The sequence below is a fragment of the Microbacterium sp. G2-16M genome (assembly GCF_055809115.1).
Window position 1 is genome coordinate 420,551 of sequence record NZ_CM147897.1, and the last position, 19,501, is coordinate 440,051.

Annotated in this window: 18 protein-coding genes; 10 read left to right on the forward strand and 8 right to left on the reverse strand. The window is 70.4% G+C overall.

What is annotated here, in order from left to right; all coding sequences use genetic code 11:
- Positions 1-35 precede the first annotated feature (35 nt).
- Positions 36-1,169: an alkaline phosphatase family protein gene (locus tag AC0L6F_RS02040; RefSeq protein WP_473539000.1), complete on the forward strand. Its 1,134-nt coding sequence runs from the start codon at positions 36-38 to the stop codon at positions 1,167-1,169.
- A 7-nt stretch (positions 1,170-1,176) separates the two neighbouring features.
- Here the strand turns inward: AC0L6F_RS02040 and sepH are convergent, their stop codons facing one another.
- Positions 1,177-2,229, reverse strand: a complete 1,053-nt coding sequence (gene sepH / locus AC0L6F_RS02045) for a septation protein SepH (protein WP_473539001.1) — start codon at positions 2,227-2,229, stop codon at positions 1,177-1,179.
- A 221-nt stretch (positions 2,230-2,450) separates the two neighbouring features.
- Here sepH and AC0L6F_RS02050 point away from each other — a divergent pair, with 221 nt between their 5' ends.
- The gene (locus AC0L6F_RS02050) at positions 2,451-2,744 is read left to right on the forward strand and encodes a DUF4193 domain-containing protein (RefSeq protein WP_259611948.1); all 294 of its coding nucleotides are present in this window, start codon (positions 2,451-2,453) and stop codon (positions 2,742-2,744) included.
- Between the two features lie 7 nt (positions 2,745-2,751).
- Here the strand turns inward: AC0L6F_RS02050 and AC0L6F_RS02055 are convergent, their stop codons facing one another.
- The gene (locus AC0L6F_RS02055; RefSeq protein WP_473539002.1) at positions 2,752-3,246 is read right to left on the reverse strand and encodes a DUF3093 domain-containing protein; all 495 of its coding nucleotides are present in this window, start codon (positions 3,244-3,246) and stop codon (positions 2,752-2,754) included.
- 12 nt (positions 3,247-3,258) lie between these two features.
- Between AC0L6F_RS02055 and dut the strand changes: the two genes are divergently transcribed.
- The 6 genes from dut (at position 3,259) to AC0L6F_RS02085 (ending at position 10,532) form a co-directional block, all read left to right on the forward strand.
- Positions 3,259-3,711: a dUTP diphosphatase gene (gene dut / locus AC0L6F_RS02060; RefSeq protein WP_274638333.1), complete on the forward strand. Its 453-nt coding sequence runs from the start codon at positions 3,259-3,261 to the stop codon at positions 3,709-3,711.
- Positions 3,711-4,307, forward strand: a complete 597-nt coding sequence (locus tag AC0L6F_RS02065) for a DUF3710 domain-containing protein (RefSeq protein WP_259611950.1) — start codon at positions 3,711-3,713, stop codon at positions 4,305-4,307. Before dut ends, AC0L6F_RS02065 begins: the two co-directional genes overlap by 1 nt.
- Entirely contained in the window at positions 4,304-5,059 is a 756-nt protein-coding gene (locus AC0L6F_RS02070) for a DUF3159 domain-containing protein (RefSeq protein ID WP_259611951.1), read from the forward strand. The genes AC0L6F_RS02065 and AC0L6F_RS02070 overlap by 4 nt, the downstream gene beginning before the upstream one ends.
- 86 nt (positions 5,060-5,145) lie before the next feature.
- On the forward strand, positions 5,146-7,950 hold the full coding sequence (gene acnA / locus AC0L6F_RS02075; protein ID WP_473539003.1) for an aconitate hydratase AcnA: 2,805 nt from the start codon (positions 5,146-5,148) through the stop codon (positions 7,948-7,950).
- Between the two features lie 119 nt (positions 7,951-8,069).
- Positions 8,070-10,025 carry a 1-deoxy-D-xylulose-5-phosphate synthase gene (gene dxs, locus AC0L6F_RS02080; RefSeq protein ID WP_473539004.1) on the forward strand — a complete coding sequence of 652 codons (1,956 nt, stop codon included), beginning with the start codon at positions 8,070-8,072 and terminating at the stop codon, positions 10,023-10,025.
- A gap of 42 nt (positions 10,026-10,067) precedes the next feature.
- A complete protein-coding gene (locus tag AC0L6F_RS02085) occupies positions 10,068-10,532 on the forward strand; it encodes a hypothetical protein (protein ID WP_473539005.1) in 465 nt (154 codons plus the stop codon).
- 9 nt (positions 10,533-10,541) lie between these two features.
- Here the strand turns inward: AC0L6F_RS02085 and AC0L6F_RS02090 are convergent, their stop codons facing one another.
- From AC0L6F_RS02090 to AC0L6F_RS02105, 4 genes are all read right to left on the reverse strand, one after another.
- Positions 10,542-12,707, reverse strand: a complete 2,166-nt coding sequence (locus AC0L6F_RS02090) for a 3-hydroxyacyl-CoA dehydrogenase NAD-binding domain-containing protein (protein ID WP_473539006.1) — start codon at positions 12,705-12,707, stop codon at positions 10,542-10,544.
- A 5-nt stretch (positions 12,708-12,712) separates the two neighbouring features.
- Positions 12,713-13,918 (reverse strand): thiolase family protein, encoded by a 1,206-nt coding sequence (locus AC0L6F_RS02095; protein ID WP_259611955.1) that lies wholly within the window; start codon positions 13,916-13,918, stop codon positions 12,713-12,715.
- Between the two features lie 73 nt (positions 13,919-13,991).
- On the reverse strand, positions 13,992-15,188 hold the full coding sequence (locus AC0L6F_RS02100) for an HRDC domain-containing protein (protein WP_473539007.1): 1,197 nt from the start codon (positions 15,186-15,188) through the stop codon (positions 13,992-13,994).
- Positions 15,181-15,759, reverse strand: a complete 579-nt coding sequence (locus AC0L6F_RS02105) for a DUF3000 domain-containing protein (RefSeq protein WP_473539008.1) — start codon at positions 15,757-15,759, stop codon at positions 15,181-15,183. The genes AC0L6F_RS02100 and AC0L6F_RS02105 overlap by 8 nt, the downstream gene beginning before the upstream one ends.
- A 25-nt stretch (positions 15,760-15,784) precedes the next feature.
- On the opposite strand from AC0L6F_RS02105, the gene AC0L6F_RS02110 reads away from it, so the two are divergent.
- Complete coding sequence (locus AC0L6F_RS02110; RefSeq protein WP_473539009.1) at positions 15,785-16,999, forward strand: alpha/beta hydrolase family protein; 1,215 nt, start codon at positions 15,785-15,787, stop codon at positions 16,997-16,999.
- 104 nt (positions 17,000-17,103) lie between these two features.
- The gene (locus AC0L6F_RS02115) at positions 17,104-18,069 is read left to right on the forward strand and encodes an IS481 family transposase (protein ID WP_274636416.1); all 966 of its coding nucleotides are present in this window, start codon (positions 17,104-17,106) and stop codon (positions 18,067-18,069) included.
- 13 nt (positions 18,070-18,082) lie between these two features.
- On the opposite strand, the gene AC0L6F_RS02120 is transcribed toward AC0L6F_RS02115, so the two are convergent.
- Together AC0L6F_RS02120 and AC0L6F_RS02125 are read right to left on the reverse strand one after the other, a co-directional pair.
- Positions 18,083-18,529, reverse strand: coding sequence for a SufE family protein (locus tag AC0L6F_RS02120; protein ID WP_259611957.1), 447 nt, complete (start codon positions 18,527-18,529; stop codon positions 18,083-18,085).
- 22 nt (positions 18,530-18,551) lie between these two features.
- Positions 18,552-19,457: a sulfurtransferase gene (locus tag AC0L6F_RS02125; protein WP_473539010.1), complete on the reverse strand. Its 906-nt coding sequence runs from the start codon at positions 19,455-19,457 to the stop codon at positions 18,552-18,554.
- Positions 19,458-19,501 lie beyond the last annotated feature (44 nt).

Below are 19,501 nucleotides of genomic sequence, written 5' to 3' on the forward strand. Positions count from 1 at the left end.
GACACAGCCGCACACCGTATGCGAGACTGGCCCCGATGACCATCAGCCTACCGGCCGACTCGCCGGGTGCCCGGAGCCTCACCGACGTCGTGCCAGAGCTGCTGGCGGCACTGGACGGACGCTCGGAGTGGTTCGCGCCGGCTTCCAGCGCGATCGTGTTCGTCGTGGACGGGCTGGGCGCGCACAACCTGTCGGCGCGGGCCGGCCACGCCCGCTTCCTCAGCACCGTGCGCTCCCGCCGTGACGTTGCCCGCACCGTCTTCCCCTCGACCACCGCGGCGGCCCTGACCAGTCTGCTCACCGGCGTCGACCCGGGGCAGCACGGCATCGTCGGGTATCGCGTCCACGACCCGGAGCACGACCGCGTGGTCAACCAGCTCAAGGGCTGGGAGGACGGCCACATCGATCCGCTGCACTGGCAGCGCGCCGAGCCCATCCTCGCGCGGGAGGCGGCCGCCGGGCGGCCCTGCTTCGTCGTCTCCAAGCCGGCGTTCGTCGGCTCGGGGTTCACCGAGGCCACGCTGCGCGGCGGGCAGATGTTCCCGGCGCCGACCGCACTGGAGCGGGTCCAGCTCGCCGCCGACCTGGCCGGGCGCCACCCGGGTGCGCTGATCTACGTGTACACGTCGAGTCTGGATGCGACAGGGCACAAGCACGGCTGGGAGTCCGAGGAGTGGTCGGCGGCACTCGAGCAGGTGGATGCCGCGGCCCGGGCCCTCGGCGCGGCCCTGCCGGCGGGTGCGGGGGCGGTGATCACCGCCGATCACGGCATGGTCGACGTGCCGCGTCATCGCCAGGTGCTGTTCGGGGTCGGCGACGATCTCGCCGACGACGTCCGGCACGTGGCCGGTGAGCCGCGGATGCTGCACCTGCACGCCGAGCCCGGCCGTGCGACGGCCGTGCGGGACCGGTGGCAGGAGGCCGAAGGAGCGCGGTCCTGGGTGCTCACCCGGGACGAGGCGATCGCGGCCGGCCTGTTCGGAGATGTCGACCCGGCCGTCCGGCCGCGGATCGGCGATGTGCTCGTGGCCGCCCGCGCCGGGGTGGCCTACTACGACGACCGCGAGCCGGACAAGAAGCCGCAGCGGATGATCGGCCAGCACGGCTCGATGACCGACCAGGAACGCACCGTGCCGCTGGTCCGACTGGGCGCGTTCGCCCGCTCGTGATGCCGGATCAGCTGTCCTCGGTGCGTGCGCCGAACACGATCTCGTCCCACGACGGCATCGCGGGGCGGCCCTTGCGGCGTCCGTCGCCGACGGATGCCTCAGTGCGATCGCCGGCGGTCGGCTCGTCCTCGCCGGAGGAGTCCTCACTGCCGTCGTAGCCCGCTTCGAAGGCGTCGAACAGCGCCACCGGCTGCGGAGACGGCGTCGGCGCCGGTGCAGAGGACGTGTCGTCCTCGTCCACGGGCAGGGGCGCCCGCTGTCCGCGGCGCCGGCGCAGGGCTTCGAGCAGGTCGGCGGTCTCGCTGGAGGTCTGCGACTGCTCCGGTGCGCGGTTGATCGCGGCATCCTGGGCCGCGGGGGAGGCCGCACTTTCGGCGCCCGCCGCCGCGTCGGTGTCGGGCCGGAGTCGACGCGGGCCGAATGCGCCGCTGTCGAACCGGGAGTCGTCCTTCGGCTCGGGCGTGTCCAGCGCCCGCAGCCGCGGGATCAGGCCGTCCGGCAGCGAGCCCTGGCGCGAGAGCTGGGTGGCGTCGGCGTTCAGCGGCGACAGCGTGCTGCGCCGCGGGTCGAAGCCCCACCGGGCATCATGGTCCACCCCGGAGGCGGTGAACTCGAGCTTGAGCACCCAGCCGGTGAGCTCCTTCCAGCTGGTCCAGCGTTCACCGGTGGCGTCCGCCTCGGCGAGCTTCGCCCGCACGGCCCCGCCGAACGTCGGCGTGGCGTCGTCGAGGTCGCCGGCCACCAGCACCGGCACCGCCAGCGCCTGGCCGACCATGTGCTCCCGCTCGGCGAGCACCGGAGCCTCGTAGCGGGCGACATCCTCGACGGTGATGTCCAGCGCCTCGGCGACCTCGGCCGCCGACATCCCCGCGCGCACGCGCGCCTGGATATCGCGCGGACTGGGGCGGGCGCCACGCGGCTCGGTGCGCTCGCTGTGCCGGTGGGAGCGCTTGAGCTCGGCGCGCAGAACGTCATCCACGACGAGCGTGAAGCGCTGCCCGGATTCGGTCGCGAGCACGAGCGCGTCGTCTTCTGATCCGATGACTCTCAGCTGTTCCATGCGAACCGCGCCTTTCCATCTGCGGGTGTGCGCCCATGTTCGCATGCGCGGGCGCGCACGGCGGGAATATCGCGGGCGCGCCGCCTGTTTCACGGCACGATCACGAGTGTGAAGCGGATCTCGCAACACCGCATTTGCGAAATGCGCCGACGTCGTGCAAACTGTCGCCGCCCCGATCGGGCAGCGGCACCACACAATGGGGAAAGTAGAGACCTGAGGGAATGGCCACCGATTACGACGCACCGCGCAAGAACGAGGACGACAGCGAGTCGATCGAGGCCCTGAAAGAGCGGGTACCGGACAAGCTGTCCGGATCGGTCGACGTCGAGGATTCCGACAACCCCTCGGGCTTCGAACTCCCGGGCGCGGACCTGTCCGACCTCGAGCTGGACGTCGTCGTGCTGCCGCCGCAGGAGGACGAGTTCACGTGCATGAGCTGCTTCCTGGTGAAGCACCGCTCCCAGCTGGACCACGAGGACAACGCCGGGCCGATCTGCATCGACTGCGCGGCCTGACGGCTGCTCAGCCGCGGTCGGCGGCGCGCGCCTGCGCGCGGCGGACCGCGGCGGCCAGCCGGTCGGGCGTGCGCGAGGACACCACCCATGACGGGGTGGGATCGTCGGGGTCGATCACGCCGACCCGGATCGCTCCGTCGATCCCGCCGCGAATCAGGTGCCATGCCCCGCGCGGCAGACCGGGTCCGCGCAGTTCGCGCGCCTCGGGTCCGGTGGACCAGGCCACCTCGCCGAGCATCTCGACCGGGATGCGGGCGCGTCCGGCGCGCAGCAACCCGTCCCGCACCTCGACGACCGGCGCAGCCGTCAGCAGGGCGGCGATGATCGCGACCGCGACCAGGATGCCGATCACGAGCGCCAGCGTCTGGTCGAACGGGACGAACACCATCGTCGCCATCGGCGCGGCGACCGCGGCGGACACGATCACCCACAGTGAAGGGGTGAGTCGCTCGCGGTACGTCGTCCCGGCAGCGTGCGTGATACCGGCTGATGTCTTCTGCATTACCCTCGTGGAGTGACCGAAACCGTGGACGTCCCCATTATCGCGCCCGTGCTCCCAGCGTACGCACATCCCGGCGATGCGGGCGCCGATCTGGTATCGACCGAGGCGCTCCGCCTCGGCCCCGGCGAGCGGGCGCTGGTGGGCACCGGGGTGCGGATCGCGCTGCCCGACGGACATGTGGCCTTCGTGGTGCCGCGCAGCGGACTGGCCACCAAGCACGGCATCACGATCGTGAACGCACCGGGAACGGTGGACGCCGGCTACCGGGGCGAGCTGAAGGTCACGCTGCTGAACACCGACGCGCGCGAGCCGTACGACATCGCGGCGGGCGACCGGATCGCGCAGCTGATCGTCATGCCCGTCTCGCGCGCCCGGTTCGTCCCCGTCGACACGCTGCCCGACAGCGTGCGCGGCGAAGGCGGATTCGGCTCCACGGGCTACCAGAACGAGACGAGGAACTCCTGATGACCGATGCGACCCCCGACGCGGGTCCTCACAAGTCCGCCCCGGGCGACCGCTCGGCGGTCGGCCCGTTCGACGACTCCGAGGCCAACCCGGTCCGCCCCTACATCGATCTCGGCGGGATCAAGATCCTGCCGCGTGAGGGGCTGAACCTGCGACTCGAGGTCGAGGAGCAGTCGCAGCGCATCGTCGCGGTGGGCCTGGACTATGCCGACTCGACGCTGCAGGTGCAGCCGTTCGCGGCTCCCCGGTCGACCGGTCTGTGGGACGAGACGCGCGATCAGATCCGCCAGCAGGTGCGCCAGCAGGGCGGCCGCGTGGAGGAGCGTGAGGGCCCCCTGGGGGCCGAGCTGCTGGCCGAGGTGCCCGTGGTGGGCACCGACGGTGCGGCCGGCCGGCGCCTGGCCCGCTTCATCGGCGTGGACGGCCCGCGATGGTTCCTGCGCGGTGTGATCGGCGGCGCGGCGACGGCCGACATCGATGCCGCGGCCAAGCTCGAGGATCTCTTCCGCTCGATCGTCGTGGTCCGCGGCGGTTCGCCCATGCCCCCGCGCGACCTCATCCCGTTGAAGATGCCCTCCACCCCGGGGGCGGCGTGACCGATCCGCAGGACGAACAGCCCGCGACATCCGACCTGCTCGGTGCCGCCCTCGGCGGCGCCGCCCGCCGGGCCGGCCTGGACCCGAACCAGTCGACGAGCACCGGACACCTGGTCTGGCATGCGATCGGCGGATGGCGGGGCATCCTCGAGTCGGTGCTGCCCACGCTCGTCTTCGTCGTGGTGTGGACGATCACCGTCGACCAGGCGACGCAGAAGGGCGACCTGTGGCTGGCCGCCGGACTGTCCGTGGGCCTGGCCGTCGTGTTCACCCTCGTGCGACTGATCACGCGATCGAGCGCGTCCGCAGCGGTGGGCGGTCTGATCGCCACGGCCGCGGCCGCCGCGCTGGCGCTGTGGACCGGCCGCGCCGCCGACAACTTCGTGTTCGGGCTGATCACGAACGGGCTGTACGGCAGCGCGATGCTCATCTCGGCGCTCGTCGGCTGGCCGCTGATCGGTCTGGCCGTCGGCTGGCTCATGAACGACGGCACCCGCTGGCGTGCCGACCGGCGCAAGCGCCGCGCCTTCTTCTGGCTCACGATCGCGTGGGCTGCGCTGTTCGCCGCGCGACTCGCCGTCGAGCTGCCGCTGTTCCTCACCGAGCAGGTGACCGCCCTCGGCACGCTGAAGATCGCCATGGGACTGCCGCTGTTCGCCCCCATGGTGGCGGTGACCTGGCTGGCCGTGCGCGGACTGTATCCGAAGCCGGCGGACGGCGCGTCCGAGGCCGGCGGCGCGCACGACGAGTGATACATTTATCTTGACGTCAAGATAAATAGGAAGAAGGGATCGCGGGCGATCGCCCGCATACCCGCCGCCGACGAAGGAGACGAGACGTGTCCACTGTTGACAGCTTCGGTGCCAAGAGCACCCTGACGGTCGGGAGCACCGACTACGAGATCTTCCGCATCGATGCCGTCCCCGGCGTCGAGAAGCTCCCGTTCAGTCTCAAGGTGCTCCTGGAGAACCTTCTGCGCACCGAGGACGGCGCGAACGTCACCAAGGAGCAGATCCAGGCCCTGGGCTCATGGGATGCCGCGGCCGAGCCGAGCACCGAGATCCAGTTCACCCCCGCCCGCGTGGTGATGCAGGACTTCACCGGCGTGCCCTGCATCGTCGATCTCGCCACGATGCGCGAGGCGATGGCCGACCTCGGGGGAGACCCCACGAAGATCAACCCGCTCTCGCCCGCCGAGCTGGTCATCGACCACTCCGTGATCGCCGACCTGTTCGGCACGCCGGACGCGTTCGAGCGCAATGTCGAGATCGAGTACCAGCGCAACGGCGAGCGCTACCAGTTCCTGCGCTGGGGCCAGACCGCATTCGACGACTTCAAGGTCGTGCCCCCGGGGACCGGCATCGTCCACCAGGTCAACATCGAGTACTTGGCGCGCGTGACGTTCACGCGCGAGGTCGACGGCATCCTGCGCGCCTACCCCGACACCCTCGTCGGCACCGACTCGCACACCACGATGGTCAACGGCCTGGGTGTGCTGGGCTGGGGCGTCGGCGGCATCGAGGCCGAGGCGGCGATGCTGGGCCAGCCCGTGTCGATGCTCATCCCGCGCGTGGTCGGCTTCAAGCTCAGCGGCGAGATCCCGGCCGGCGTGACTGCCACCGACGTCGTGCTCACGATCACCGACATGCTGCGCAAGCACGGCGTGGTCGGCAAGTTCGTGGAGTTCTACGGCGAGGGCGTGGCTTCCGTGCCGCTGGCCAACCGCGCCACGATCGGCAACATGAGCCCCGAGTTCGGCTCGACCGCCGCGATCTTCCCGATCGACGACGTCACCCTCGACTACCTGCGGCTGACCGGCCGCAGCGCCGACCAGGTTGCCCTCGTCGAGGCGTACTCGAAGGAGCAGACCCTCTGGCACGACCCGGCCGTCGAGTCGGTGTTCAGCGAGTACCTCGAGCTGGACCTGTCGACCGTGGTCCCCTCGATCGCCGGCCCGAAGCGGCCCCAGGACCGGATCCTGCTCAGCGAGTCCAAGCAGCGGTTCGAGAAGGACCTGCTCAACTACGCGGATGCCGAGCACGATCTGGTCGACCTCGAGGTGGCGGAGTCGTTCCCCGCCTCCGACCCGCCCTCGAACACGCCGGAGTCGGCATCCAGCCACCATCACCACTCGCACCACTCGCACGCCCCGGCCACGGCATCCAAGCCCACGCCGGTGACGCTGGCCGATGGCGAGGAGTTCACGATCGACCACGGTGCGGTCACGATCGCGGCGATCACGTCCTGCACGAACACCTCGAACCCGTCGGTGATGCTCGCGGCCGGCCTGCTCGCCCGCAACGCGGCCCGCCGCGGCCTGAAGGTCAAGCCGTGGGTGAAGACCACGCTGGCCCCGGGATCGAAGGTGGTCACCGAGTACTACAACAAGTCCGGACTGACCGAAGACCTCGAAACCTTGGGGTTCTACACGGTCGGCTACGGCTGCACCACCTGCATCGGCAACTCCGGGCCGCTGATCGAGGAGATCTCGGCCGCCGTCAACGAGAGCGATCTGGCGGTGACCGCAGTGCTGTCGGGCAACCGCAACTTCGAGGGCCGGATCAACCCGGACGTGAAGATGAACTACCTCGCCTCGCCGCCCCTGGTGATCGCGTACGCTCTGGCCGGGTCGATGAACTTCGACTTCGACGTGGACGCGCTGGGCAGCGACACGGACGGCAACGACGTGTTCCTGAAGGACATCTGGCCGGATGCCGCGGAGGTGCAGTCGACGATCGACTCGTCGATCTCGACCGACATGTTCGACCGCGAGTACTCGTCGGTCTTCGACGGCGACGACCGCTGGCGGTCGCTGCCGACGCCGACCGGCGCCGTGTTCGAGTGGGAGGACTGCTCGACCTACGTGCGCAAGCCCCCGTACTTCGAGGGGATGACCGCCCAGCCCGAGCCGGTGCAGGACATCAGCGGCGCCCGGGTGCTCGCCAAGCTCGGCGACTCGGTCACCACCGACCACATCTCGCCGGCCGGTTCGATCAAGGCCGACAGCCCGGCCGGTCAGTACCTGAGCGCGCACGGAGTGGACCGCAAGGACTTCAACTCCTACGGCTCGCGCCGCGGCAATCACGAGGTGATGATCCGCGGCACGTTCGCGAACATCCGGCTGCGCAACCAGCTGCTGGACGGCGTGGAGGGCGGGTACACCCGCGACTTCACGCAGGACGGCGGCCCGCAGGCGTTCATCTACGACGCGTCCGAGAACTACCAGGCCGCCGGCATCCCGCTGGTCGTGCTGGCCGGCAAGGAGTACGGGTCGGGCTCGTCCCGCGACTGGGCGGCCAAGGGCACGACCCTGCTGGGTGTGCGCGCGGTCATCGCCGAGAGCTTCGAGCGCATCCACCGGTCGAACCTGATCGGCATGGGCGTGATCCCGCTGCAGTTCCCGGCCGGCCAGAGCGCCGACAGCCTCGGCCTGGACGGCACCGAGTCGTTCGCGTTCACCGGGATCACCCAGCTCAACGACGGCACGATCCCCAAGACCGTGCACGTCGTGGCCACGCCGACGGATGGCTCGGACAAGGCGCCGATCTCGTTCGACGCCGACGTCCGCATCGACACGCCCGGTGAGGCCGACTACTACCGCAACGGCGGGATCCTGCAGTACGTGCTGCGCTCGCTCGTCTGAGCCCGCACCGGGGAAGGCCCCGCCGTCTTCGGACGGCGGGGCCTTTCCTTTCGAGTCCCCGAGCCTCGCGGTCTAAACTTGTCCGGGACCCGCCGCCCGGCGGGGTCGGGGAGGCGACGATGGCGATTCTGCCCACGATCTCGGAGCCCCGAGACCTGGATGCGCTCAGCCCGGCGCAGCTCACCCAGCTGGCCGCCGAGATCCGCGCGTTCCTGATCGAGAACGTAGCCCGCACCGGCGGGCATCTGGGTCCGAACCTGGGCGTGGTCGAACTCACGATCGCGCTGCACCGTGTCTTCGACTCGCCGAACGACCCGATCGTGTTCGACACCGGGCATCAGTCGTACGTGCACAAGCTGCTGACCGGGCGGCAGGACTTCTCCGCCCTGCGTGCCCGCGGCGGCATCGCCGGCTACCCCCAGCGCACCGAGAGCCCGCACGACGTGGTGGAGTCCTCGCACGCGTCAAGCTCGCTCAGCTGGGCCGACGGCATCTCGCGCGCCTTCGCCCGCACCGGCCGGCGCGACCGGCACGTGGTCGCCGTCGTGGGCGACGGCGCCCTCACCGGCGGGATGACCTGGGAGGCGCTGAACAACATCTCGGACGACAACGATCGCAACCTGGTCATCGTCGTCAACGACAACGGACGCTCCTACGCGCCCACCATCGGCGGCATGGCCCGGTACCTGAACCGGATCCGCACGGCGCAGACGTACCGGCAGCTCGACGAGCGCTCCCAGCACCTGTTCCACCGCTTCGGTCCGGCCGGTCGGGCCATGCATCGTGGGCTGCGCGGCGGCACCCGCGGATTCCTGTCCCGCTTCACCGGAAACCAGGCGCTCTACTCGAACCTCGACATCAAGTACCTCGGGCCGGTGGACGGGCACGACATCCTCGCCCTGGTGGAGACTCTGCGCCTGGCCAAGGAGTACGGAGCACCGGTGATCGTGCACACGATCACCGAGAAGGGCCGCGGCTACGGCCCGGCACTGCACGACGAGGCGGACCAGTTCCATGCGGTCGGCCGGATCGATCCGCGCACCGGTGAGGCGCTCGGCGGAGCCGCCGCCACGAGCTGGACCGATGCGTTCGCCAGCGAGCTCGTCGGCATCGGCGACGAGCGGAACGACGTCGTCGCGGTCACCGCCGCGATGCTCCGCCCGACGGGTCTGCTGCCGTTCGCCCAGCGATTCCCCGATCGCGTGCACGACGTGGGGATCGCCGAGCAGCACGCCGTCGCGTCGGCCGCGGGTCTCGCATACGGGGGCCTGCATCCGATCGTCGCGATGTACGCCACGTTCGTCGGGCGCGCGTTCGATCAGATGCTGATGGACGTCGGCCTGCACCGCGCGGGAGTGACGTTCGTGCTGGACCGGGCGGGCGTGACCGGTCCGGACGGTCCCAGTCACCACGGCATCTGGGACCTCGCCTCCCTGCAGATCGTGCCAGGGATCCGGATCGCAGCACCCCGGGACGCCGCCCGGCTGCGCGAGGAGCTGCGCGAGGCCGTGGCCGTCGGCGACGCCCCGACGGTCCTGCGGTTCCCGAAGGGATCGGTGGCCGCAGACCTTCCAGCCGTGGAGCGGCTGGAAGACGGCGTCGACGTGCTGTCGCGCGGCGAGACCTCGGACGTGCTGCTGATCGGCATCGGACCGATGGCCCATCTGGCGATGGATGTCGCCGACAGGCTCCGGGCGCAGGGCATCGGCGCCACCGTCATCGACCCCCGCTGGGTGATCCCCGTGCCGCCGTCGGTCGCGCAGCTGGCGGCATCCCACCGCCTGGTGATCACGATCGAGGACGGCATCCGCGTCGGCGGCATCGGCACGCGCGTGCGGCAGGTGCTCCGCGAGGCCGGGGTGGACACGGCGGTGGATGAGCTGGGGCTGCCGGACGAGTTCATCCCGCACGCGTCGCGGGAGCAGATCCTGGCTGATGCGGGATTGACGGCGGCCAAGATCGCGCAGGACGTCGTGGCGCAGGTGCTCGGCACGCGCATCCCGATCGCGCGGCCGCCGCTTCTCGACGACGCTGCGGCCGTGGACTGGGCGCGGGTGCCGCGCAGCGGCGACTGACGCGCGGGCGGGTCTCGTCACGGCCTTCGATACGGTGGAGTCATGCGCTCTCGCTCGCCGGTGCCCGGCATCTTCATCGGTATCGGCGGCGTCGTGCTGGCAGCCTGGATCGCGTTCGGGCGCGCGCTGTTCGGCATCGCCGGAGAGCTCACGCTCGTGTACGCGCTGACCCTCGGAGTGATCTACGCCGTGCTGCAGGTGTTCCTCGGACGGTCAGTGGCGCGCACCGCGCAGCGGGGACACCGACTGCGTGGGGCGACACTGGGCACGCTGTTCGCCTCGTGGGGCTGCGCGGTGCTCCTGGGCCTGATGATCCCCGATGTCACGCCGGACGGCCTGCAGACGATCCTCACCGGGGCGGCCGAGCCCGGACGCGGCATCGCCATCGGGTTCGCGAACCCGCTCGGCGTGATCATGCTCGTTCTCGCGGTCATCGCGCTGGTGCTGGCCACCGGCGACGCGAAGGGACGCGCGGACGCGCCGCGCGTCGAAGAAGACGAGTACTGACCGGCGACCTCACACGCCGCGGATGACCGGGTGGTGGAAGGTGTCACCGGTCACGCGCTGGGACGCGCCCTCGCGGTCGAGGTAGACCGACGCGCCGCCGTCGATGAACGGCCAGCCGGCGCCGAGGATGAGACACAGGTCGATGTCCTCGACCTCGGGCACCACGCCCTCGTCGAGCATCAGCCGGATCTCGTGCGCGAGCCCGTCCTGCACGCGGCCCAGGATCTCGTCTTCGGATGCCGGAGTCTGGCCGACGGCGCCCTTGAGCACCTTCTGTGCGGCCTTGCTCCAGCCGGTGACCCGGCCGGACTTGTCCTTCTCCACGACCTCGGGCAGCTCGGCCAGCTGGTGGAAGTTCTCGGAGGCGAAGAACCGCTCCGGGAAGGCGTGCGCCATGGTGTCCTGGACGTGCGCGGCGACCTTCCACCCGACCAGGTCGATGAGCTGGAACGGCGTCATGGGCAGCCCCAGGGGTCCGAACGCCTTCTCCACGGTCAGCAGCGGCGTCCCCTCGTAGACGGCGCGGGCCGCCTCGCCCATCACCTTGGCCAGCAGACGGTTGACCACGAATCCGGGTGCGTCGGCGGTGAGCACCGCGTTCTTGCCCAGTCCGCGCGCCACCACGAATGCCGTCGAGAGCGCGGCATCCGTCGTCGAGTCGGTCTTCACGACCTCGATCAGCGGCATCACGGCCACCGGGTTGAAGAAGTGGAAGCCGACCAGCCTCTCGGGGTGGGCCAGCTTCGATCCGATCTCGGCGACGGACAGCGACGAGGTGTTCGTGGCCAGGATCGCGTCCTCGGCGATGATCTGCTCGATCTCGCCGAACACCTGCTGCTTGACGCCGACCTCTTCGAACACGGCCTCGATCACGAAGTCGCAGTCGGCGTACTCGCTCTTGTCGGTCGTGCCGTGGACGAGGCCGCGCAGCTTGTTCGCGGTGTCGGAGTCGATCCGGCCCTTCGCCGCCAGCTTGTCGATCTCGTCGTTGATGTAGGCGAGGCCCTTGTCCACGCGCGCCTGGTCCAGGTCGGTGATCAGCACCGGCACCTGCAGCTTGCGCACGAACAGCAGCGCGAACTGGCTGGCCATCAGGCCGGCGCCGATGACGCCGACCTTGGTGACCTTGCGCGCAAGGTCCTTGTCGGGGGCGCCCACGGGACGCTTGGCGCGCTTCTGCACGAGGTCGAAGGCATACATGGATGCCGCGAACTGGTCGCCGGTCACCAGCTCGGCGAGCGCCTCGTCCTCACGGGCAAACCCCTCCGCCCTGTCCTTGGGCGAGGTGCCGCTGCGGGCCTTCTCGAGCAGTTCGAGGGCGACATAGGGGGAGCGGGGCATCGTGCCGATGCGGCTCTCCAGCATGCCCCGGGCCATCTTGATCGCGACCGGCCACTTCACCGACCGCTCGATGCGCCCCGGCTCGTTCTTGCGCTCGACCTTGATCGTGCCGTTGAGCACTCCGTCGGCCCACCGCAGCGAGTCCTCGAGGAAGTTGGCGGGCGAGAAGATGGCGTCGAAGATGCCGTAATCGAAGGCCTGCTGCGGCTTCAGCATCCGGTTCTGCTTGAGCGGGTTCGAGATGACGACCTCGAGGGCGTTCTCGATGCCGATGAGGTTCGGCAGCAGGTACGAGCCGCCCCAGCCGGGGATGATGCCGAGGAAGACCTCGGGCAGGGCGATCGCGGCGGCCGAGGAGTCGACCGTGCGGTAGGCGGAGTTCAGGGCGATCTCCAGTCCACCGCCCAGCGCGAGGCCGTTCACGAACGCGAAGGCGGGCACGCCCAGCTCGCCGAGCATCGCGAACACCTGGTGCCCGCGCTGCGCGATGAGCTTCGCGTTGGCCTTCGATCCGACCTTGGAGATGTCGGACAGGTCGGCGCCGGCGGCCATGATGTACTGCTTGCCGGTGATGCCGACGGCCTGGATCTCGCCCGCCGCGGCACGCCGCTGCAGCCCGGTGAGCGTCGTGTGCAGCTCGCTCAGGGTGCCCGGCCCCACGGTGTTGGGCCGGCGGTGGTCGCGGCCGTTGTCCAGCGTGATCAGGGCGAGCGTCCCGCCGGAGGGCAGGCGCACGTCCTGCACGGGGGAGTGCGTGATGACCTCGTCGATCGCGAAGGCGTCCAGCGGGGTGAAGTCGATGGCGGCGTACTGCTCGGAGACAGGATTCGTCATGTCGGTCACTTCTTCTTCTTGCCGTCGTAGTTCGGGTTCTCCCAGATGACCGAGCCGCCCTGGCCCAGGCCCACGCACATCGCGGTCAGGCCGTAGCGCACGTCCGGACGCTCGGCGAATTGGGCCGCGAGCTGGATCATCAGTCGCACGCCGCTGGCGGCGAGGGGATGCCCGAGGGCGATCGCGCCGCCCCACTGGTTCACGCGCGGGTCGTCGTCGGCGATGCCGAAGTGGTCCAGCAGCGAGATGACCTGGATCGCGAACGCCTCGTTCAGCTCGAACAGGCCGATGTCACCGATCGACAGCCCCGCCTTGCGCAGCGCCTTCTCGGTCGATGGGATCGGGCCGATGCCCATGATCTCGGGGGCGACGCCGGCGAACGCGAACGAGACCATCCGCATCTTCGGCGCCAGCGAGAACTCCTTGACCGCGGACCCGCCGGCCAGCAGCGACATGGTCGCCCCGTCGGTCAGCGGCGACGACGTGCCGGCCGTGACGCGGCCGTGCGGCCGGAACGGCGTCTTCAGTCCCGCGAGGTCCTCCATCGTGGTGCCGGGCCGTCGGCCCTCGTCCTCGGTGGCCAGACCCCAGGCGCCGGAGGCGTCCCTGGTGGCCACGCTGACCAGGTCGGGCTGGAACCGGCCGGCGTCGTATGCGGCCTGTGCCTTGTGCTGGCTGAGCATGCCGAACCGGTCGGCGCGCTCCTTGGTCAGGTGCGGGAACCGGTCGTGGATGCGCTCGGCCGTCACGCCCATGTTCAGCGCGGCCGGGTCGACGAGCTTCTCGGCGACGAAGCGCGGGTTCGGATCGGCGTTGGCGCCGATCGGGTGGTGGCCCATGTGCTCCACCCCGCCGGCGAGGGCGAAGTCGTACATGCCGGTGCCGATGGACGCGGACATCAGCGCGACGCTGGTCATCGCCCCCGCGCACATGCGGTCGATCGCAAGGCCCGGCACCGACTGCGGGAGCCCGGCCAGGAGTCCGACCGTGCGGCCCAGGGTCAGTCCCTGGTCGCCGGTCTGGCTGGTCGCGGCCACGGCGACGTCGTCGATCCGATCCGCCGGGACGCCGGGGTTGCGCTCCATCACGCCGATGGTCGCCTTCACGGCCAGGTCATCGGCGCGGGTGTTCCAGTACATGCCTTTCTCGCCCGCGCGCCCGAACGGGGTGCGCATGCCATCGACGAAGAAGACGTCCGAGAGCTCGGCCACTCTGCCTCCAAAAGTAGGGAATGGCCTCAGCCTAAGCGGCGCATGAGGGCGGTCGGAATCGGGTGTGCCGAACCTACGAAGCGGCCTCGGAGGGGTCCTCGGCCACTTGCACGGATGCGACAAAGGCATCCGCGATGATCTGTGCCGTCTGTCCAATCTGCCACGGGCGCGCGCCCAGCTCGGCGAGGGTGGCGGAGATGGCGTCGAGCGTGGGCGACTCGGGCGGCTGCCAGGCGAGGCGGCGCAGCAGTTCGGGGGTGAGGAGGTTCTCGGTCGGCATGTGCAGCTCTTCGGCCCGAGCCTCGACGGCGGGGCGCGCCGCCTTCAGACGCCGGTCGGCGGCCGGGTTGCGATCGTGCCAGGCGCGCACCGGCGGAAGCCCATCACCGTGCACGCGCTCCAACGGAAGGTCGGTCGCGGCGCGCCCGCGCACGATGGCGTCCCACCAGCGATCCAGCTGCGTACGGCTGGCGCGTCCGGTGAACTCCTTCAACGCCGCCAGCTCGCCCTTGCTGCCCGGGTCCGCACGGACCGCGGCCACGAGAGCGCGATCCGGGACGAGCCGGCCGGGCGAGACATCCTGCCCGCGCGCATATTCCTCGCGGGTCGTCCACAGCTCCCGGGCGATCGCGAACGCGCGGCGCCCGCGGACGGTGTGCAGTCCGCTCAGGCGCCGCCAGGGATCCTCGCGCGGAGGCTTGGGCAGTCGGACCAGCTCGGCGGCGAACTCCTGGGCCGCGAACTCCTCTTTGTCCTGGTCGGCCAGCTCGGCGGCCAGCGCATCGCGGACGTCGATCAGATGCAGCACGTCCAGCGCGGCGTACTCGAGCCACGGCTGGGGGAGCGGCCGGGTGGACCAGTCCGCGGCGGAGTGCTCCTTGGCCAGCTCGATGCCGAGGGTGTCGGCGACGACGGCGCCGAGCCCCACGTGGTCGTGGCCGAGCAGGCGGGCGGCCAGTTCGGTGTCGAAGATGACCGGGGGCAGCAGGTCCAGCTCGCGCAGCGACGGAAGATCCTGGCTGGCCGCATGCAGGACCCACTCCTCGTGTCCGATCGCCGCCTGCAGCGGCGTGAAGTCGCCGATCGCGGGCGGGTCGAACAGGAACACGCCGGCACCGCGGCGGAACACCTGGATCAGATAGGCGCGCTGCGAGTACCGATAGCCGGATGCCCGCTCCACGTCGACCGCGATCGGCCCGGTCCCCGCGGCCAGCGCATCCGCCGCCTGCCGCAGCGCGTCGCCGTCGCTGAGCACGTCGTAGTCAGTCACGCATCGTCCTCCGCGCTGTGAACACCTCGATCCCTTCCGACCCCGGCGGGAGGCCTGCCAGCATGCAGACAAGTTCCGCCCAGGCCTGCACATGCCCCGACATGTCGCCCTCCGGAGACCAGGAGGCCCGCAGCTCGATCTGCGAGCCGTCGCCCTCCGCCGCCAGCGAGCCGAAGCCGCGCGACAGGGTCTTGGTCGCCGTGCCCGCCACCGCGTGGTGTCCGGCGTGGCGCGATGCGAGCGCATCCACCAGCCAGGACCAGGCGACGTCGGCCAGGAGCGGATCGCTCCCGATCTCGGGCTCCAGCGGAGCCTGTGCGAAAGTCACGATACGCCATGGACCCTGCCAGGCGTCCGGCTCGTCCGCATCGTGCAGCAGCACGAACCGGCCGGTGCCGTACAGCGATTCGCCGTCCTCGCCGGGGCGCACGTCCGCGGCCAGGGCGAACGCGTCCGGAGCCAGGCCGGTCGGTGCCGGGATCTCGCGAACCACCAGGTCGGAGCGGAACGTCGCCTCCCGCAGCTGCGCGGTGGCGCGCTGGAACGGCGTCGATTCTCGGGGGTGTGCCACGGCGACAGACTAGAGTGAAGGCTCGATGATGCCCTCCAGGCGCGCCGCACGCAGCGGCGCCTCACCCCTCCTCCGCTCCGGACTGCGCGCAGCCGCAGCAGCCCTCGCTGCCGGGCTGGGCGTGACCCTCGCCGCCTGGGGACTGCTGTCGATCCGGATGGCGCGCAAGGTGGTGACGCCGAGCGCGCGCGTCCCGGACACCACGATCGTCGGGTTGGACGTGCCGTCGCAGACGATCACCCTGCGCCGCACGGCCGACACCGAGCTGCCCGGTCAGTACGGCCTGTTCACGTCCGGGACCGAGTCGTACGTCAAGGTGGGCACGGTGCTCAGCGCCGACTCGTCGACCGTGAAGCGCAAGCTGCTGACCGAGATCGGGTCGGAGTCGCGACTGGCCGCCGAGGCGGCGTTCAGCGGCTGGTATTTCGACGCGCCCGAGCAGCTGCAGCTGCCGTTCCGCGCCGAGCTGGTCGGCTCGCCGCTCGGTCCGTGCCCGGCGTGGCTGTTCCCGGGCGCCGAGGATGCCGACACCTGGGTCATCCAGATCCACGGACGCGGCACGCGGCGGCAGGAGTGCCTGCGTGCGGTGCCCGTGCTGAACGCGCTCGGCTTCCCGGTGCTGGTCGTCTCCTACCGCAACGACGGCGACGCTCCCCGCAGCCGCGACGGCCGCTACGGGCTGGGCGCGACGGAATGGCGCGATGTGGATGCCGCGGTCGGCTTCGCGCTGCGCCGAGGCGCGCAGCGGGTGATCCTGATGGGCTGGTCGATGGGCGGTGCTATCGCCCTGCAGCTCGAGCTCGGCTCGGTGCATCGTGACGCGATCGCCGGGATCATCCTGGAATCGCCGGTGGTGGACTGGCGCGCCGTGCTGAGCTACCAGGCCCAGCTGCTGCGGCTGCCCGAGCCGGTGTCGGACCTGGCGATGGGAGCGCTGCAGTCCGAGTGGGCCACGGGGCTGACCGGCACGCGGGCGATCTCGCTGGATCGGCTGGACATCGTGGCCCGGGCCGCCGAGCTGCGGCATCCGGTCCTCATCCTGCACAGTGATGACGACGGATTCGTGCCGTCCGGGGCGTCGCACCGGCTGGCCGGTGCCCGCCCGGACCTCGTCCGGCTGGAGAGCTTCCAGGTCGCGCGGCACACCAAGCTGTGGAACTACGACCCGCAGCGATGGAGCGACACGATCCGCACGTGGCTGGCCGACATGGGGCTGTCGGCCGTCGCCGGATCGCGCTAGCTGTACCCGGCCAGGACGTTGGTAGCGGCGAGCCTGGTTGAGCGAACGAGAACCTCCGAGTGGGATGTGGCTTGTCTAAGGCCCACGACCCACCGGAGGTTCTCGTGTCCCACGGTAACGCGCGACTGACCGTTCACGGTCGCCGATTGATCGTCCAACGCCACCAAGCGGGTTGGCCGCAAGCCCATATCGCCGCCGCGATGGGCATCTCCCGGAAGTGCGTGAAGACCTGGATCGATCGTTTTCGCGCCGAAGGCGATGCTGGACTCGCGACGCGGTCGTCACGACCTCACACGATGCCCACGAGAACCAGCGACGAGATCGAGCAGCGGGTCCTCACTGCACGGGCCAAGGAGCGAAGCGGCCCCGATGTCCTCGGCCCGAAGGTCGGGGTGCCCGCACGAACGGTGTCCCGGATCCTGCGCCGGCACAACGTGCCCTACCTGCGCGAATGCGATCCGATCACCGGCGAAGTGATCCGTTCCTCGAAGCAGACCGCAGTGCGGTACGAACGCGACCAGCCGGGCGAACTGGTGCACATGGACGTGAAGAAGCTCGGCCGGATCCCTGACGGCGGCGGATGGCGCGCCCACGGCCGCGCCAGCGCGTCGATCCAACGCGACCGCAACACCAAGGTCGGTTTCGACTACGTCCACTCCCTCATCGACGACCACTCCAGGCTGGCCTACAGCGAGATCCTTCCCGACGAGAAGGGGCCGACATGCGCTGCGTTCCTCGAGCGCGCGATCGTCTACTTCGCCGCGCACGGCATCACCCGGATCGAGCGGTTGATGACCGACAACGCCTGGGCCTACAGGTGGTCGCTCCGCGAGGTCTGCGCGACGCACGAGATCCGGCAGAAGTTCATCAAGCCCCACTGCCCCTGGCAGAACGGCAAAGTCGAGCGACTGAACCGGACCCTGGCCACCGAGTGGGCCTACCGCCAGACCTTCACCAGCAATGCAGAGCGAGCCGCAGCCCTTGCACCCTGGCTCGAGCACTACAACAATGAACGTCGCCATAGCGCACTCGGAGGCCACCCGCCGATCAGCCGACTGCTACCAACCTGATGGCCGGGTACAGCTAGCCGGCGATCGCCGTGAGCGCCCGCACCTGACGCTGCGCACGCACCAGCATCCCGGTCATCCCGGCCAGGCGCAGCGGCGAGACCGCGCGGGTCAGACCGAGGCTCTGCGGGTAGTCGCCCGGGATCGCCAGGACCTCCGCGGCCGACAGCCCGGTGATCCCCTGGACGAGGATGCTGGCGAACCCGCGCGTGGTGGGAGCCTCCGGCGGTGCCGTGGCGTGCATCGCGACCGTGCGGTCCGCATCCACCTCGAGGGCGATGAACACCGGAGACTGGCATTCGCTCACGCGCTCGTACAGCTCCGGATGGTCCTGGTAGCGCTCGGGGACGGCCGGCAGCTCGTGTGAGAACTCCAGGAGCAGCTGGAGGCGCTCCGACTCCTCGAGTTCGAGGAATTCGTCGCGGATCTCGGCGAGCGTGTCGGGAAGCTGTGGCTGGGTCATCCCCGCCATTCTCCCACGCCGGTCAGCGGGCGGCCGGCGCGGACCCGGGTTCGGCGCCGGAGGCCACGGGCACCCGGACCAGCGAGCCCCACTCGGTCCACGAGCCGTCGTAGTTGCGCACGTCCGGGAAGCCGAGCAGGTGCTGGAGCACGAACCAGGTGTGGCTGGAGCGCTCCCCGATCCGGCAGTAGGCGATGATCGGGTCGGCATCCTTCAGGCCCAGCTCTTCGCGGTACACGGCCTCGAGCTCGGCCCGCGGCTTGAAGGTGCCGTCGTCGGCGACCGCCCGCTTCCACGGCACGCTGCGTGCGGTGGGGATGTGGCCGGCGCGCAGGGCGCCCTCCTCGGGATAGTCGGGGGCGCTGGTGCGCTCGCCCGCGTACTCCTCGGGGGAGCGCACGTCGATCAGCGGGTTGCCGAAGTGCGCCAGGACGTCTTCGCGGAAGGCGCGCAGCGTGCTGTCGTCGCGTTCCACGATCGGATACTCGACGGGCTCGCGCACCGTGCGCTCGGTGGTGATCGGGCGCCCCTGCGAGATCCACAGGTCGCGGCCGCCGTCCAGCAGCCGCACGTCCTCGTGGCCGAACAGCGAGAACACCCACAGTGCGTACGCGGCCCACCAGTTGTTCTTGTCGCCGTAGATGATCACGGTGTCATCGCGCGCGATCCCCTTGCGCGAGAGCAGGCGGGCGAAGCCCGCGCCGTCGAGGTAATCCCGCACCACCGGGTCGTTCAGCTCGGTGTGCCAGTCCACCTTCACCGCGCCCGGAATGTGGCCGGTCTCATACAGGAGCACATCCTCGTCGGATTCCACGACCACCAGGCCCGGTTCACCCAGCCGCTCCTGGAGCCAGTCGGCGGTCACCAGGCGCGCCGGATCGGCGTACTCGGCGAACTTGGCGGATGACGTGTCGAGCGCAACGGGCACGGGAGTCTCCTCAGATCAGGCGATGTGGTGGTGACGGCGTAGGG